The 17,045-nt window shown below is 37.4% G+C and carries 11 protein-coding genes; 5 read left to right on the forward strand and 6 right to left on the reverse strand.

Annotation, left to right across the window (positions count from 1 at the left end):
* Positions 1-5: 5 nt before the first annotated feature.
* The 5 genes from PZ892_RS15485 to PZ892_RS15505 all read right to left on the reverse strand — a co-directional run bounded on the left by PZ892_RS15485 (position 6) and on the right by PZ892_RS15505 (position 10,193).
* Positions 6-3,173, reverse strand: coding sequence for a TonB-dependent receptor (locus PZ892_RS15485; RefSeq protein WP_094258493.1), 3,168 nt, complete (start codon positions 3,171-3,173; stop codon positions 6-8).
* A 996-nt stretch (positions 3,174-4,169) separates the two neighbouring features.
* Positions 4,170-4,340 (reverse strand): hypothetical protein, encoded by a 171-nt coding sequence (locus PZ892_RS15490; protein ID WP_277711466.1) that lies wholly within the window; start codon positions 4,338-4,340, stop codon positions 4,170-4,172.
* Between the two features lie 135 nt (positions 4,341-4,475).
* Positions 4,476-5,483, reverse strand: a complete 1,008-nt coding sequence (locus PZ892_RS15495) for a DUF1735 domain-containing protein (RefSeq protein ID WP_277711467.1) — start codon at positions 5,481-5,483, stop codon at positions 4,476-4,478.
* A gap of 10 nt (positions 5,484-5,493) precedes the next feature.
* Positions 5,494-6,933: a SusD/RagB family nutrient-binding outer membrane lipoprotein gene (locus PZ892_RS15500; RefSeq protein ID WP_277711468.1), complete on the reverse strand. Its 1,440-nt coding sequence runs from the start codon at positions 6,931-6,933 to the stop codon at positions 5,494-5,496.
* An 11-nt stretch (positions 6,934-6,944) separates the two neighbouring features.
* Positions 6,945-10,193 (reverse strand): SusC/RagA family TonB-linked outer membrane protein, encoded by a 3,249-nt coding sequence (locus PZ892_RS15505; protein WP_277711469.1) that lies wholly within the window; start codon positions 10,191-10,193, stop codon positions 6,945-6,947.
* 399 nt (positions 10,194-10,592) lie between these two features.
* On the opposite strand from PZ892_RS15505, the gene trmD reads away from it, so the two are divergent.
* The 5 genes from trmD (at position 10,593) to dusB (ending at position 15,523) form a co-directional block, all read left to right on the forward strand.
* On the forward strand, positions 10,593-11,270 hold the full coding sequence (trmD, locus tag PZ892_RS15510; protein ID WP_094280576.1) for a tRNA (guanosine(37)-N1)-methyltransferase TrmD: 678 nt from the start codon (positions 10,593-10,595) through the stop codon (positions 11,268-11,270).
* Positions 11,271-11,516: 246 nt separating this feature from the next.
* Complete coding sequence (locus PZ892_RS15515) at positions 11,517-12,920, forward strand: anthranilate synthase component I family protein (protein WP_277711470.1); 1,404 nt, start codon at positions 11,517-11,519, stop codon at positions 12,918-12,920.
* Position 12,921: 1 nt separating this feature from the next.
* Positions 12,922-13,500: an aminodeoxychorismate/anthranilate synthase component II gene (locus PZ892_RS15520; protein WP_094258486.1), complete on the forward strand. Its 579-nt coding sequence runs from the start codon at positions 12,922-12,924 to the stop codon at positions 13,498-13,500.
* A 24-nt stretch (positions 13,501-13,524) separates the two neighbouring features.
* Positions 13,525-14,307: an indole-3-glycerol phosphate synthase TrpC gene (trpC, locus tag PZ892_RS15525; protein ID WP_277711471.1), complete on the forward strand. Its 783-nt coding sequence runs from the start codon at positions 13,525-13,527 to the stop codon at positions 14,305-14,307.
* 220 nt (positions 14,308-14,527) lie between these two features.
* Positions 14,528-15,523, forward strand: a complete 996-nt coding sequence (dusB, locus tag PZ892_RS15530) for a tRNA dihydrouridine synthase DusB (protein WP_094258484.1) — start codon at positions 14,528-14,530, stop codon at positions 15,521-15,523.
* Between the two features lie 32 nt (positions 15,524-15,555).
* Here dusB and PZ892_RS15535 read toward each other — a convergent pair whose 3' ends face one another.
* Positions 15,556-17,043, reverse strand: coding sequence for a polysaccharide biosynthesis C-terminal domain-containing protein (locus tag PZ892_RS15535; RefSeq protein ID WP_229678352.1), 1,488 nt, complete (start codon positions 17,041-17,043; stop codon positions 15,556-15,558).
* Positions 17,044-17,045 lie beyond the last annotated feature (2 nt).

A 17,045-nucleotide genomic window follows, 5' to 3' on the forward strand; every position in this document is an offset into this window, starting at 1 on the left:
TGTTCTTATTGTAATGAAATGTTTAAACCAAGTGTATAAGTTCTAGGTTGTGGAACAGATCTGTTATCAACACCAATCGCGATGTTTGAGTTATTTCTGTTCAAACTAACCTCTGGATCTTGACCTGTATAGCCAGTAATTACAAATGCATTGTAAACTTGACCATACAATCTTAAGCTACTGATACCCCATCTAGATAAATCATTGAATGTATACCCTAAACTGATCGTACGCATACGCAAGAAATCACCTTTTTCCAAGAAACGAGTTGACGCTTGGTTAGCAGTAGTTTCTGTCATATATAATTTCGGAACGTCAGTTTGTTGACCTGGTGTAGTCCATCTGTCTAAAATTTCTGATCCGTTGTTTACAAAGTAGTTTGACAATAAAGATGCTCTTGTTGAGTTATAGATGCTGAATCCGCCAGTATAGACCATTGAGAATCCAAAATCAATATTTTTGTAAGTAAAGTTGTTATCTAAACCACCATAGTATTTAGGTAAACCTGACTCATCTAAATATTGAGCATCTCCACCTCCAACGCCTGAACCTGCAGCTGTTGTAACTCCATCAGTATTTGTATAAGTCCATGATTTATCTGCCTGATTGTAAGTTTTGTAACCACCATCAGCAGTGTACCACATTGGATCTCCAGTTTGGCTATCAACACCTCTCCATTTGATCAACTTGTAAGTACCTAATCTTCTTCCAACGCTTGCAACTGAGAATCCATCAACCATGTCAGCACCTTCTGTAACTAATGAAGTTACTTCGTTGTTAACTGTTGTAAAGTTCAAAGATGTATTCCAAGTGAAGTTTTCACGAGTCATGGTTTTAGCATTTACTGAGAATTCAATACCACTATTTTTCATTGAACCAATGTTCGTCTCAATTGCACCACCCGGTACACCAACAGTTGATGGTGGGTTAGCATTCAAGATTAAACCTGAAATATCATTCTTGTAATAATCAACAACGAAATTCAAACGGTCATTCAAAATAGTGAAATCAACACCAACATCTAATTTTGTTGATGATTCCCATCTTAAATCAGCATTACCCATTTGTGAAGCAGAGAAACCATTTAATGTAGTATATGCTCCACCACCGTATAATGTACGCGCAGCGTATGCTCCAACTCCACGAGAGTTACCTACTTTACCGTATGATCCTCTTACTTTTAAATAGTTCAACCACTCAACATCTTTTAAGAAGTCTTCATTTGAAGCAACCCATCCTAATGACATTGAAGGGAAACTACCCCATCTTGAGTTCAATCCAAAACCTGAGAATGCATCTGAACGGAAAGCAACTTCAGCTAAGTATTTATCATTGAATACATATCCAACACGTCCAAAATATGACTGTAAACCTGTTGAGAATAATGTACCACCTGACCATAACATTACATCTGATGTTCCTGGTACTGAACCAGTATAAGTTCCATCAATCAAATCAGTAAAGAATGTATCACTGAAGTCATTACCACCAGCATATACTTGTTTCTCTTTCGTGAACTGTGATTCCATACCTAAGGTTGCAGAAATACGGTGAACCCCAAATTGTCTATCGTAGTTCGCGTAGTTTTGCCAAACCCATTGATTTCTGTAACGAATATTGTCCTGAACCATACCATTGTATGACATACCTAATCCACCAATTAATGGATGAGCATATTGATGCTCGTAGTTATTTAAGTAGTCAATACCATATTTTGTCGAAATTTTCAATCCTTGGATTGGAGAAATCTCAGCATAAACATTACCTAATAATTGCTCAGGTGTATTTTGGTTAAATTGTAATGCAGATGCAGCATATGGATGCGCGATGTTTCCACCAACTAAGTTTGTTCCATTTACTACACGTGTATTATTTCCGTATGTTAAGTATCCGTTTGATCCTAAGTTATATCCTGTAGAAGTTGCAGGATTTGAAAAGGCCATTGTAGGGAATGCTTGTAATGCAGAAACAGTAACACCATTTACATAACGGTCAGTTAATACACCATTATTTAAAGTTTTTGAGTATGAAAGGGAAATTCCAGTCTTCAACCATTTAAGTGGATTGATGTCTGTATTTAAACGAACCTGTCCAGTTTTTAATGAGTTGTTCTCTAGAATACCTTTTTGATCTAAGTAACGAACCGATCCAAAGTAGTTAGCTTTCTCTTGTCCACCTGAAATCGATACAGAGTTATCATATCCAATACCATTTCTGTAAACCTCATCTAACCAATTTGTTCTATCATTTACTCCATCACCATCAACATCTGATTCTTTCGCAATTTCTGTTACACCAGAAAAATACTTAGAAGCATTGGAAATCTTCTCATTACTGATTTTCATGAAGTCCTCAGCACCTAACATATCCAACATCTTCGCTGGACGGCTAAACGTTGTTTTGGAATCAAATGCAATGTTTGTAGTTCCTTTTTTACCACGTTTTGTGTTAATTAAAATTACACCATTCGCAGCACGTGAACCGTAAAGAACTGCAGCACTCGCATCTTTTAACACCTCAATAGATTCAATATCATTGCTATTGATCATCGCTAATGGGTTAAAACGTGTTCCGTTTCCTGAGTTAAATACGTTGGTGTTCTCAACTGTATTCATTGGAACTCCATCAATAATGTATAATGGCAATGAACTTGATGAAATGGAGTTGATACCACGGATACGAACGGATACACCATCTCCTAAGGTACCACCTGATGATCCTACTTGAACACCAGCCATTTTTCCTGATAGTGCTTGGTCAAAACTCAAACTTGGCTCTTTCGCTAATTTATCCCCAGAAACTCTACTTTGAGATCCTGTTAAATCTTTGATTAAACGAACACCATAACCTGTAACAACAACCTCCTCTAAAGAAGTCTCATCAGTTTCTAACTGAACATTTACGGTTGTGTTGCTTCCAACACTAACTCTCTTTGATGCATAGCCTACAAAAGAGAAGTTTAATGTAGCGTTGCCTTCAACAGAGATACTATAATTCCCTGATCCATCAGTCTGAGTAGCTGAACTTGTACCCACAACTAATACTGACACGCCACCAAGCGGGGCTCCATCGGTAACCGAAGTTACTTTACCACTCACTTGACGATTTTGCGCAAACGCTACACCAACAATGCAGGTTAACACAAAAATTAAGCTGAGTAATTTGTGTTTCATAAATTTTGCTATTAATTAAAAGTTTTAAAACAGAGTCTGTTAAAAATTGTTAAACAGTTGACAAATATATATTTCCCTTAAATATTTCACAAACATATTCATGAAACATCCAATTTTTATCAAATAAATAACAAATAAGTTAGTTATTCAACTAATTTATAATTGATAGCAATATTATTTAGTAAAGTGTGGTTTTTTAATATAAAAATGACGTAAATGAATAAGATTTTATTACTAAAACAGAGATAATTTTTCCTTTATATTATTATATTACAGTTATTTAGAACATTCTATTGCAATTTTCTTAATATTTCTATCTCATTCCTTGTTTAAACACCTTTTAATTGAAATGGAATATTACCCTACTTAAACCACTATCTTAAAAACTATCCCCAAAAACAGAACTTTAAAATATAATAATAGACCTATTCAAAACAACACAAACACCTAACAGCATTTGTCAGAATATTATTTCGAATCATTCACAATAAATCAAACATTTCTTAACAAACAGCCTGCATAACATGTCAGCAAATTGTTCTAGTATTTACTTAATGTAAAATAAATGATACACAAACGTTACTATTTGATAAACCAACATGAAATCTATGTTTAAACAGAAAAATGAAAGAAATTATGAAACTTTCAAACTATTTCTTCACAAGAAATATATTGTCATTTCAATAGCAATGAAATAAAAACTATAATAGACTGAAAATCAATTGCGATAGAAATATTCTATTTATTATAATAGGACCAAATATCTTCTTAAAATCACTGCTATAATTCAGAATTCCTGCTAACGAATACCGCAGGACCAGAAGTGTTCTTTTGAATTAATTAGCATTAAAAAAGGGATTGAACAACGTTCAATCCCCTAGCAATATTAAAGGTAGAATTAGCTTAGGGCTAAGCAATAACTACCTATTTACAAACACAAAAAATTCTTATTAATTTCCTAATCTTAGAAAATCCGAGTCCTAAACTCCTTAATGCTTAAAGTGAATTATAGGTAGTCCTATTATTTAAATCCTTCCCATCAACATCTTTTGCCGGATTCCACTTTCCTGCTCTTCGTAATGCTCGAATAGCAGCATCAGCAAGTTCATAACCCGGATCGTCCTCTAGCTTGATATTTGTCGGATCTCCATAAATCAAATTCAGCATCTCTATTGTTGGACCATTTATCAATCTAATAATTTCATCAAAAAAACAAAGCCAACAAAGCTACAATCGTGTAGCAAAAATATCCGGTCATTAAATGACCGGATAATATGAAAAGAAAAGTAAAATACAATTAATCTATCTACCTTTCACAAACACAAATTCCTCGTCAATTACCGAACGAATGTGGGGAGCGGCAGGAACCACTGATGGTTGAATCATAAAGTATTTAACTTTAATGGTTTTAGTCTGTGGATCATAGAAGTTCTCCCCAGATGGGTCTAACTGAGCTGACCGAGTATTTCCAGCCGGCTGTCCATAGTAATTGGTGACAGAAATAATTTTATTAGTTACCTTGTCAAATTCAAAAACAGGTGCAAAAGACCCATATCCCGACCAACCGCCAGAATACATCGGATACATGAAATCTCCCCATAATATTGGGTCAAACATTGCAACTTTGGTTTCACCTACTGTTTGCAATTCAATTTCATAATCACCATACTGCTCACCGTAAGGACCAGAAATATGGGTAATAGTTGCACTAACGTTATCATTTAATGTGCCAGTCCAACGGTAAACACCATCCCAGTTATTCTTAAGACCTAGTTCAACAACAATTGTATCTGCCATCGCAGAACTTGCAGAAATTCCCCCTGTCTCTTTGACTTCAAATGCTAAGGCATATTTCTGGGCTAAATTGGTCCATTTGGATCCATCTAAATTAATCGCAATATCTCCATACAATTGGCCATTCCCAAAAGCTATACTTACATTGTTTCCAGAATACGTAACTATTTCTGTGGGGGCCCATGTATAAAATGAAGCGGGAAGAACCTCGAAATCACTTTCATTCTCCTCATTATATTTTTCAATGATATTAGGATTAACAAGTAATTTCACTGTATTCGAAGCATTTAATTCTGCTGAATTATGAGCATCTTTGAATAGGTTGAAGAGGTTCACTTTTTTCTTACCCGAGAAGGGGGACAACCAATGAACAACCACTTCACCATCTGGTGTCTTAAGGAATGTTGTACCCTTATCACCCAAATCATCACCTTCAAAGGATTCTTTCACACATCCTTGAAATAGTAATACTATTCCAAGAATGAAAATTATATAGTTAAAAATTGATTTTTTCATTTCTTTACGATTATTTATCCCACCATATTCTAGAAGACATCTTATCACCTCCGTCTAGACGCGAAACTGCCTCATTAACATTGGGATTTGTAGAGTATTCTAAAGTTGTAAACACAAACCTTCTAGGAATTGTTGTCCCGGCCGGTGCCCCCGGAGCTGGTGTCAGTGTAGGCACAGCAGATTTTCTCCAAATATTCCATCCCATCCTTCCATCTGGATAATGAGAAATATAACGTTGAAGAATAACTTTATTCAAATCCGATGCTCCTCCAGAAAGTGCTACAGAACTCTGGTTAAAATAAGAAGATGGCACAGAAACTCCCCATTGTTGGAAGCTCAGTGTAATCCCTTCACGGTATACTGTGTTGACATTTTCATTGGTCCATCCCCTTGCTGCTGCCTCTGCCCTAGCCAAGGAAACTTGGCCGGCGCTAAGGATTACGTAGGGTGCAGTTTCGGTCCTGAAATCTCCCCTCAAAACTCTTGCAAAGTTTGTATTAGCACTTGCAAACGCTTCAGCATCCGGCCGTTGCAAACCATAGGGAAAACCAACATTTGAAGTCGTAAAGGCATCTGAAGCTGTTAAATCGTCGTTCGCACCGCCAAAAGCGTTCTGTCTACTATCATTTAAGGAAGCCATGATATCAGTCATAGTCTTGCTTTCTGCATAATCCTTACGACCGTCATATGTATTTCGCCAAGGGTTCTTGAAATTGCCTCCAGGATAGCTCAACTTGAAGTTGTCTGCGTTAGTTTTGATATATCCATCAGAATCACCTAATGCTGCCTTAAATTCAGTTGCTGCATAATCAGTAGCACCAGGATACCTTTTTGACAGTTGAATTGCCATTGTCATGCGGAGAGAATTGGCAAATTTCTTCCAAGAACCTACATTCCCACCATACGCAATGTCTCCCACGATTGCACCAGCATTGGAGGACAGTTTGCCCTCGGCATCTTTTAGAGCAGCAATCATTCCTTTATAAATCTGTTCCTGGGTATCGTATTTCGGCGTGACAATCTCCATTGCTTTCAAAGATTCAGAATAAGGTAGATCACCCCAGCAATCGGTCAAGTACTGAAATATGTACTGCTGCAGAATTGTAGCAACAGCATTTGCATTCACATTGTCGGGATTCCTTGTAGCGTAATCCTTTAAATCATTTAAATGTCCAGAATAGAACCCTACAAATGCATTCTGCGCAAGTGAATACATAGACGCATCAGTGTATTGGGTTTCTGAAATATACTGAGCATAGAGCCCAGGCTGATAGTGGGTATTTGATGCATAACCTCCCATCCCCGCCAGCACATTTGTCAACAGAGCCTCTGATTTAGGATCAGTCGTCGCATTGGGGTTAACATTGGTATCTCCGAAATCAGATAACGAATCACAACTGGTAGCTAAAACGCTAACAGATAATAAAATATATAAAATTCTCTTTTTCATGTTTTCTACAATTAAAAGCCAAAACGTAGGTTAAAACCGAACCCCCTAGTACCTGGCAACTGACCAGTTTCACCTTGAAGAGCTGAAACTTCTGAAGGATCAAAATCCTTGGTTTTTGCATATAGCAACAATGGGTTATTAGCAACGATTGAAATGCTAGCAGTTCGAAGAACCTTATTCCAACCTAATTTATTAACAGGTATATTATAACCTATAGAAACCGCTCTCAGTTTTACAAATGTTAGATCATAAATGAAATCATCATAAGTTTTATTGTCGTTCAACCAGTGGTAATAATCTTGAGCACCAACATAGTGGGTAACAGGATTGTTATCCTTATCAACACCGTCAACACGGACACCTCCTCCGTCATTAACATCATCTCGAATTGGATTACCCTTATCATTAACTGTAGCAGTTCTTGCCGTTAGTCCTGAATATGACCCAAACATATTTGAAAGGGAAACAAACTTTCCACCGATCGACCAGTCAATATTTGCAGAAAGAGAAAAGTCTTTATAGCGAAAAGTATTCTGAACCCCGCCTGTATGTTTAGGTAGAACTGAACCAAAAAATACGGCTGGATCATTTTCATAAAGACCTTCAGCGTTCAATATAGGAACCCCTTGGTCATTCCGTTTGATTCCGTTTCCGTAGATTTGACCCCATCTCATCCCTTCTTTGTGAACCAAGTATGGCATTGTAGAACCCCAAACCCCGGCCACATTCAGCCTATTAATATCATATTTGGCACTAATCTCCTTTACATCGTTTTTGACAAGGTTTGAATAAGTTGCTCCAATCCTCCAATTAAAATCTTGGGTTTGGACAGGCTCACCAAAAACCCTAAATTCAACCCCTTGTTTAACGATTTCTCCAACATTGGTTAACAACGTTGAATAGCCTGTTGCGCCATTGATGGTGATGGATTGAGGAAACCCAATTTCTGTACCGTCAAAATATGTGAATTCGGCTCCAATGCGATCTTTAAGGAAACGTAATTCCAATCCTAGATCCTTTTGTGTAACAACTGATCCTTTTATATCAGGATCCACGATTACATCAGGTGTAGAGGTCAAGGAATTCCCGTTCCATTTAAACTGGCCAACACCATATTCAGAACCTGGGTATCTGTAAGCTCCAAATGTAGTTGAATTGACACCCAAAGCCTTAGGTATTTCTCCCCATGCGAAGCGTAACTTTCCGTAACTTAACCAAGGCGTAGACTCCTTAATAAGGTCAGAAAACACAAAAGATGCTCCGAATGATTTAGACAGAACTGAATTGTTGTCTTGGGGTAATGTAGAGAACCAATCGTTCCTTAAAGTTAGGTTCGCAAATAAATAGTTCTTGTATCCAAAAGTTCCCCTGAACATCAAAGCATTATATGCCTCCTGTTCACGCCAGTTATACTGGTTAGCCTGACTTACTGAGTTGGCCAAGGTATAAAGATTATCAACAGTTAAACCGTCAACAGTATTCCCTGAGTTTTCATTGTTTTTAGAACGGTAAAAATCAGCAATTAAGTTAGCATCTACACTAAAGTCGTTAATTTCCTTGCGATAGTTTAACAAAAACTCAATATTTCTCCTATTGGAATACGTATTCCCAGTACCATAATAACCTTTTGCTAGAGCATTGTTACCTGTTGTTTGGAGACCGCTTTTATTCAGGTCTGAGCTATATTTCGTTTCCCAAAAAGTTGTATTCTGTTGCTTTCTATAGGTAGCCTGTATACTCAAATCGCTATAAATTTGATATCTAGCAAAAACATTTCCATATACTCTGTCTCTTTGATTGAACCTATTTATCAAATCGTAATAGGTATATGGATTGTACCAATAATTTGCTGCATAAAAACCTCTCTCATTAGCTGGATTATAGGCGGTTGGATTTGCTTTGTTCCAAGATGCATAGATTCCATCCGGGGTAGTCAGTCCTCTTAATTCCTCAAGAATGTTTATATCTAGGTCTCTATGAAACCACTGACTGAATGAACCAGTTGACTGATTGGAATAGGCATCGTCAATCTCACCCTTAAGGTTTTGGTAAATATAATTAATATTCGCACCAACCTTGAACTTCTCATTTAAGTCCAATTCTCCAGAAAAATTCAATAGATGGCGATCTAGTCCAGATGTAGGGATTAAACCGTTAACGTTTTGATTATTGTATGAAAACCTTGTTGCATAATTATCACCTCCTTTGGAGATTGAAATTCCATTATTTAACACCACCCCAGTTTCGAAATAATCGCGAGCATTGTCAGGTTGCGGTGTCAAAGAAGCTGTCTTAAAGGATCTGTCATGGCCTCCGTACCAAGCATACCATGGAATATATTCCTGACCTACCATTCTAGGACCCCATGAAGCATCGTCGGAATAATCATGGTAATATTTACCATCAAGAGCCTTCCATTCCGCGGGATGATTAGACTGCCAAACATATTGAGTCATTGCTTGTGAAGAACCACCTGCATATGAATTTTGGTAATTCGGCATTATATAGGCATTATCAAAGTTTGCACCAACATTTACATCTACACCGAGATAATCTCCTCTATAAGCCTTTTTCAAAGTTATGACTACAGCACCGTTGGCACCTTGAGATCCAAATTGAGCAGATGCTGCAGGTCCTTGAAGAACTGAAACCGATTCAACATCATCAATATTTATGTCATCAGAGTTGGGCAAAATAGTTCCATCTACAACGTAAATTGCACCTGCTCCACTTGAAAAGCCCGAAGCTCCCCTTAATCGTATCTCTGTTTGTCTTCCCAAAGCTGCCGCCGATTGAGACCTAACCTGTAGACCATTAATTTGGCCAGCAAGAGAATTGTTTAAATTTGGCTGTCTGGTGACATTTACTTTTTCAGCAGTCAATGTCTGGGCTGAGGAAACGGATGCCCTGGTATTTTCTCTAATACCGTAAGCACCAGTTACAATAACTTCTTCAAGGGCATTATCATCACCAATCAACTGAACGTTGATCACAGATTGTGAACCAACGGAAATGGTTTGTGAGGCATATCCTATATACCTGAAAGTTAAAGTAGCATTGTCGCCCACCTGAACAGAGTAATTTCCACTACCATCTGTTTGCGTGCCTGCATTCGTTCCTTGAACGAGAACGGAAACTCCACCGATTGGGCTCCCGTCAGCAGCAGACGTAACTTTCCCCCTCACCTGCCGATTTTGCGCATAGACTACACCAATTAGCATAGTACACAGCAGCAGAACACTGAGTAATCTTTGTTTCATGTTTGTTGTTTTTAGTTAAATAAATTTGGTTCTAATCTTTATTGGCTAAAAGTTAGTAATTGTTAAACTAGCGCCAAATCTATTATTACACAACATTTTTAGCAAAAAAAGCCCATTTTATTTTCATTTATTTCTACCTGTATTAGGAATAAATAATAATCTTTTAATTATTATCGAAAAGGATAATATTCAGCTCGCTAATTTTGTGTTTATTTAACCCTTGGGCAACATCTTATAGTTTTAAAAATTAAATTACTTTAGACTTATTTGCTGTAATTAAATTTAATGTCACAAATTTGACACAATAACAATCTCATTATAATTTTTTAACCTTTACTTATTCACATTTCTATCTCATTTTTTGGACAAGAAATAGACTAGAATCCCGTACATTTGCATATGCGATTTGATATTATTACTGTTTTACCTCAGTTATTGGATAGCCCTTTTGCCCACTCTATTCTACAAAGAGCGCAGAAAAAGGGCCTAACATCTATTCATATACATAGCCTTAGAGATTATGCAGTAAACAAACAAAAATCAGTAGACGACTATCCCTATGGGGGTGGCTCCGGAATGGTCATGCAAATCGCTCCATTTGCAGCATGCATCGAAAAATTAAAGGCTGAAAGAAATTACGATGAAATAATTTATATGACCCCTGATGGAGAGACCCTCAATCAGGAAATTGCTAATGGACTCAGTTCTGCAGAAAATATCATCATCTTATGTGGTCACTATAAAGGTATTGACCAACGGATCCGGGATATTTATGTAACCCGAGAAATTTCAATTGGTGATTATGTCCTGTCTGGTGGTGAATTACCCGCTGCAATTTTAGTCGATGCAATCGTCAGAATAATTCCCGGAGTGCTATCCGACGAAACCTCAGCCCTTTCCGATTCCTTTCAAGATGGCCTGTTGGATGCCCCAATTTATACCCGCCCCGTCGATTGGAATGGACACAAAGTGCCTGATATCTTATTAAGTGGACATGAAGCCAAAATAACTGAATGGCGTCATGAACAACAACTAATCCGAACAAAACAAAGAAGACCAGATTTGCTAAATGACTAAAAATCTTGCCTAATCTTTGCTTTTTTCACAAATAAAGTTTGAATATTCAATTTTTCTATTAATTTTGTGAGATAATGAAGACTATAATTCAATATACCAACCGTTGGTGGCTTCTGACTAAATAAGTCGGGAGCGTGGTATATTTTAGATAAAAATTTTTTCATAATCAACCAAAACCACAGAATGGTAGCCCGACGAATTTCGTCGGGCTTTTTTTATACTTTTACATATGATTATTAAACACATATGAACTATAAATTTAATACTAACTATAAGAAAATCTTAGCTGATACCACTACCCCTGTAAGTATCTACTTAAGGCTAAGGGACACCTTCCCAAATAGCTTGCTGCTTGAAAGTTCCGAATACCATAGTCGCGACAATAACATCAGCTATATCTGTTGTCAACCTGTCGCAAGTATCATCCTTGAAAATGATGAACTTCAGATTAGTCTTCCCAATGAAAAGAAAATCACTAAAAAAGCCTCAGAAATAAACCTCCGAGAGGAAGTTTCCAATTTTAGGCAATCTTTTCATTCTGACCCAATCCCGGATGTTAAGGTCATTACAAATGGTTTATTCGGATATTTCACCTTCGAAGCAGTTGAATATTATGAGGATATTCAACTAACTGCCAAAAGGGATAATAGAAGAAACATCCCTATTCTTCAATATCATATATACAAATATGTGATCGCCATAGATCATTTCAGAAACCAACTCTTCATTTTTGAAAATTTATTGGAAAAAGAAACCTCTGACCTAGAAAGAATGCAGTTCTTGATTCAGAATAAAAACTTTCCGGAATACAGCTTTCAATTAAAAGGTGAAGAATCTTCGAATATGAAAGACGAGGATTTCAAAGCATTGGTAAACAAAATGAAAGAACATATCCAACGTGGTGATGTTTTCCAAATTGTGCCTTCTCGTGCCTTTGAAACCCCATTCTCAGGTGATGAATTCAACGTTTATCGGGCATTACGCTCCATAAATCCTTCTCCTTATCTCTTCTATTTTGATTATGGAGATTTCAAACTCTTTGGATCTTCGCCTGAAGCTCAATTGACCATTAAAAAAGATCAAGCTACCATCTATCCTATCGCCGGGACTTTTAAACGAACGGGGGACATGGATCTGGACGAAAAGATTGCCGAAGACTTGAAAAACGACCCAAAAGAAAGTGCCGAACACGTCATGCTTGTAGACTTAGCTAGAAATGACCTGAGTAGACATTGCAATCATGTTCAGGTAAAATCCTACAAGGAGGCACAATATTATTCCCATGTTATCCATTTAGTATCCAAGGTCGGCGGTACATTGAACCCAAACACAAACCCATTTGATGTAGTCGGTGATACCTTCCCTGCTGGAACGCTCTCTGGAGCACCTAAACACATGGCAATCAACTTAATTGATCGTTATGAAGGACTGCAACGCTCTTTCTATTCTGGAGCAATAGGATTCATGGGATTCAATGGCGATTTTAATCATGCCATTATGATTCGTTCTTTCCTGAGTAAACAAAACTTCCTCCATTATCAAGCTGGAGCAGGAATCGTATTAGATTCCGATCCTGAAAAAGAATTACAAGAAGTAAACAATAAAATATCAGCTCTTCGCAGGGCTTTAGAATTAGCGGAAACATTATAAAATGAGCAAACCCATATTAGTAATCGATAATTACGACTCCTTTACCTATAATCTGGTACATCTCCTTCAAGAATTGAAGGAAAGCTATGTAGTCGTTAGAAATGATAAATTCAATCTGGAAGACGTAGATAAATACGATAAGATCCTCCTGTCTCCTGGACCAGGGATTCCTGAAGAAGCCGGTTTATTACTCGATGTCATCCGAACCTATGCTCCTACTAAAAGCATTCTAGGTATTTGCTTAGGACAACAAGCGATTGCGGAGGTTTTTGGCGGAAAATTGTTCAACATGCCTAAACCCTTACATGGCGTGGCAACTTCAATCCATATCACGGATCCAAGCGAACCTTTGTTTCAAAACTTCCCAGAGGACTCTAAAATCGGTAGATACCATTCATGGGCGGTTGACCCGAATACCTTACCTGAGGACCTGAAGGTTACTGCTGTAGACCCTAATGGTGTTATTATGGCTTTAACACATAGTAAATATGATGTCAAGGGCATGCAGTTCCACCCTGAATCCATTCTAACGGATAATGGAAAAACATTAATTGCTAACTGGATTAAAGGAACTCAATAAAATTCATCAACAGCTTTTAGTATTATGACCATTTTAGATAAAATAGTAATCAGGAAAAAGGAGGAAGTCGCAGCGGCCAAGACAAAAGTTAGCTTGGCGGAATTGGAAGCAATGCCTTTGTTTCAAAGGACTTGTTACAACCTGAGGGAAAGCATCCTGGATCCTAATAAAACGGGGATTATCGCTGAGTATAAAAGAGCATCTCCTTCAAAAGGCTTGATAAATGGCACTTCAACAGTAGAAGAGGTAGTCGCAGGCTATCAAGACGCTGGTGCTTCCGCTATTTCGGTCTTGACCGACCATGATTTTTTTCAAGGTTCATTGGAGGATTTGACAGCTGCCAGAAACGTTCTTCAAATCCCACTATTACGAAAGGAATTTATTGTTGATTCTTATCAAATAGCAGAAGCTAAAGCTTATGGAGCTGACATCATCCTCTTGATTGCTGCTTGTTTGGAAAAGGAAGAAATTAAATCGCTTTCTGAATACGCCAAATCTTTGGGACTTAACGTATTGTTAGAAGTACACAATGAAGAGGAATTAAATAAAAGCATATTCCCTAGCATTGACGCAATCGGAGTAAACAATAGAAATCTAAAGGATTTCGGCGTTTCATTGGACCACTCCTATGATCTGGTCAACAAAATACCAAGCCAGTATATTAAAGTTTCTGAAAGTGGAATCTCCGACCCAGAAACCATTAAAGCACTCAAAAAAGCTGGTTTTAATGCGTTCCTAATCGGCGAAAACTTTATGAAAACCCAAAACCCAATGGAAGCCATCAAAAAATTCTCTGGTAGTATTTAGTATTTAGTAGAGAGTATTTAGAGCGCGTTGTTTTGTAGTAAGTAATTAGTATAGAGTATTTAGAACGCTTCGTTTTGTAGTATTTAGTATAGAGTATTTAGTATTTAGAGCGCTTTGTTTATCGAGTTTAGGCTTTGAAACGGTTAGCTCGCCATAGGTCTAACTACTAAATACTAACTACTAAATACTAAATCGCTATCTTTGTAAAAATTTCAACAAAATGTCGGTAAAGATAGGCGAACATATTGATTTAGGGGAGTTTCCGTTATTGTTGGCTCCAATGGAAGATGTCAGTGATCCACCATTTCGTTACGTATGTAAACAAAATGGAGTGGATATGATGTATACTGAATTTATTTCTTCCGAAGGATTAATTCGTGATGCTGCTAAATCACGCCAAAAGCTTGATATTTTTGAGTACGAAAGACCCATTGGTATTCAGATTTTTGGATCTGACATTGAACATATGCGTCAATCTGCTGAAATCTGTACCGCAGCAAATCCAAACTTGATTGATATCAACTACGGCTGTCCTGTCAAGAATGTGGCATGTCGGGGTGCTGGTGCAAGCTTATTGCAAGATATCGACAAGATGGTGGCTATGACGAAAGCAGTCGTAGAAGCAACTCATTTACCTGTGACAGTAAAAACTCGCTTAGGCTGGGATGACAACACGAAAAATGTATATGAGGTAGCTGAGCGCTTGCAGGATATTGGCATTAAGGCTTTAGCGATTCACGGTCGTACGCGTGCTCAAATGTATAAAGGCCAAGCAGATTGGTCAATGATCAAGGATGTAAAAAGAAACCCAAGAATCAAAATTCCGATTTTCGGAAATGGAGATGTCGATTCCGTGGAAAAAGCAGCTGCTTGGAGACAAGAATATGAAGTCGATGGAATCATGATTGGTAGAGCGTCCATTGGATATCCTTGGATCTTTAGAGAAGTGAAACACTTCTTTAATACGGGGGAACGTTTAGAGGGACCTACGGTTTCAGAACGTGTCGATGTTTGCTACACTCACCTGACCAAATCTATCGAATGGAAAGGCGAGAAAACCGGAATATTTGAAATGCGTCGTCATTACGCCAACTATTTCAAAGGTATCCCGAATTTTAAAGAATATAGAATGAAACTAGTAAGCCTTCAGGATGTCAATGAAATCCTGGAAGTACTAGAGGAAATAAGATTTAATTTTGCAGAAGAAGTCGCTTAAATAAGCGACTTTTTTATGCCTCAGGATATTGATTATTTCCTTTTTAGGATTTTTAAAAGGGAATTTTTCTCCAAATAAAATGCTACTCCCAAAAACAGTAGAAATACCAAATTTCCTATCCAAAAATGCCCGAAATAGGCAAACCAGGATACAATCAGTCCCATCAATAAATAAGCTGTAATTTTCTTGGAATTATAAGGAATAGAATAGTTTTGCTGCCCCCAGAAATAGGAAAGGACTACCATCACCAAATAAGCACTTGTAGTGGATAAGGCTGCTCCAACATACGAATACCTGGGAATCAAAATTAGATTCAGAATAATGGTTATGATGGCACCTACTCCGGAAATATAAAGACCATATCGGGTTTGATCGGAAAGCTTGTACCAGATCGATAGATTCATATACACCCCTAATAACACGTAATTGAAAAGTAAAATTGGGACAATATATAATCCCGACCAATAAGCCTCTGGATTTAATGCACCGCCACGAATAAAGCCTTTTAACCAATCCAAATTGGCACAAATTCCTATCATAACGATAACCATTACTATCACAAAATACTCCATGATCATGGCATATGTTTTTCTTGCATTTTCATTTTTGGAATATGAAAAGAAAAATGGTTCAGCCCCTAATCTAAATGCAGTAACAAAAAGATTTAAAAATATGGCAATTTTCGCAACTGCTCCATAGACTCCAAGATCCATATCACCTTGTTCACCCGGAAGCAACCTCGGAAACATGATCTTATCCAGATTTTCATTGATGATATAGGAAATATTGGCAATTAAAATTGGAAAAGAATAGCTTAGCATACTCTTAATCAACTTGTTATCCAAACGGAATCGAAAGCCTATTATTTGAGGGATCAACAAGAGTAGAGTAACCAAACTTGCTGTTAAATTGGCTATAAAAACATTGCCTAACCAACCTTCACGAAACCATCCCGAACTGATTTCTCTAAAAAATTCAGAGTTTTTGTTCCATTCCGGCAACCATGCCAATAAAATAAAATTGACAGCTATAAACACCAAGATATTGATCAATTTCACCAGTCCATACCGAATTGGCCGCCCCCCTGCTCGCAATTTCGCAAAAGGTACCACCGCAATGGCATCCGCAGCAATTATTAAGGCAAAAAACTTGACGTATAATATGTAATCTGGAATATTGTCACCCGTACTGATGAAGGATGCTATAGGCTCTGTAAAGGTAAATACGGACAACAAAAATATGGCTGTCGTAATTAAGGTAATAAAGAAACTATTGTCGAATACCCGATCTTTATCGACATCTTCCTTTTGGAGATACCGAAAAAATGTCGTCTCCATCCCAAATGCAATAATAGCATTCAGCATGGACGCATAAGAAAAAAGATTAGTGAAAACTCCGTAAATGGAGGTGTTGAATCTTGCTGTAAAGAAAGGGGTCATCAAGAACCCAAGCATTCGTGATAAGATGGTTGAGAAACCATAAATCATCGTATCGCTGACAAATTTCTTAACTACCGACACGC

It is taken from the genome of Sphingobacterium sp. WM (genome assembly GCF_029542465.1).
Taxonomy (GTDB): domain Bacteria; phylum Bacteroidota; class Bacteroidia; order Sphingobacteriales; family Sphingobacteriaceae; genus Sphingobacterium; species Sphingobacterium cellulitidis.

Coding starts and splice junctions, on each gene's coding strand:
- PZ892_RS15485 (WP_094258493.1), bottom strand. CDS start 3,173: ATGAAACACAAATTACTCAGCTTAATTTTTGTGTTAACCTGCATTGTT.
- PZ892_RS15490 (WP_277711466.1), bottom strand. CDS start 4,340: ATGCTGAATTTGATTTATGGAGATCCGACAAATATCAAGCTAGAGGAC.
- PZ892_RS15495 (WP_277711467.1), bottom strand. CDS start 5,483: ATGAAAAAATCAATTTTTAACTATATAATTTTCATTCTTGGAATAGTA.
- PZ892_RS15500 (WP_277711468.1), bottom strand. CDS start 6,933: ATGAAAAAGAGAATTTTATATATTTTATTATCTGTTAGCGTTTTAGCT.
- PZ892_RS15505 (WP_277711469.1), bottom strand. CDS start 10,193: ATGAAACAAAGATTACTCAGTGTTCTGCTGCTGTGTACTATGCTAATT.
- trmD (WP_094280576.1), top strand. CDS start 10,593: ATGCGATTTGATATTATTACTGTTTTACCTCAGTTATTGGATAGCCCT.
- PZ892_RS15515 (WP_277711470.1), top strand. CDS start 11,517: ATGAACTATAAATTTAATACTAACTATAAGAAAATCTTAGCTGATACC.
- PZ892_RS15520 (WP_094258486.1), top strand. CDS start 12,922: ATGAGCAAACCCATATTAGTAATCGATAATTACGACTCCTTTACCTAT.
- trpC (WP_277711471.1), top strand. CDS start 13,525: ATGACCATTTTAGATAAAATAGTAATCAGGAAAAAGGAGGAAGTCGCA.
- dusB (WP_094258484.1), top strand. CDS start 14,528: ATGTCGGTAAAGATAGGCGAACATATTGATTTAGGGGAGTTTCCGTTA.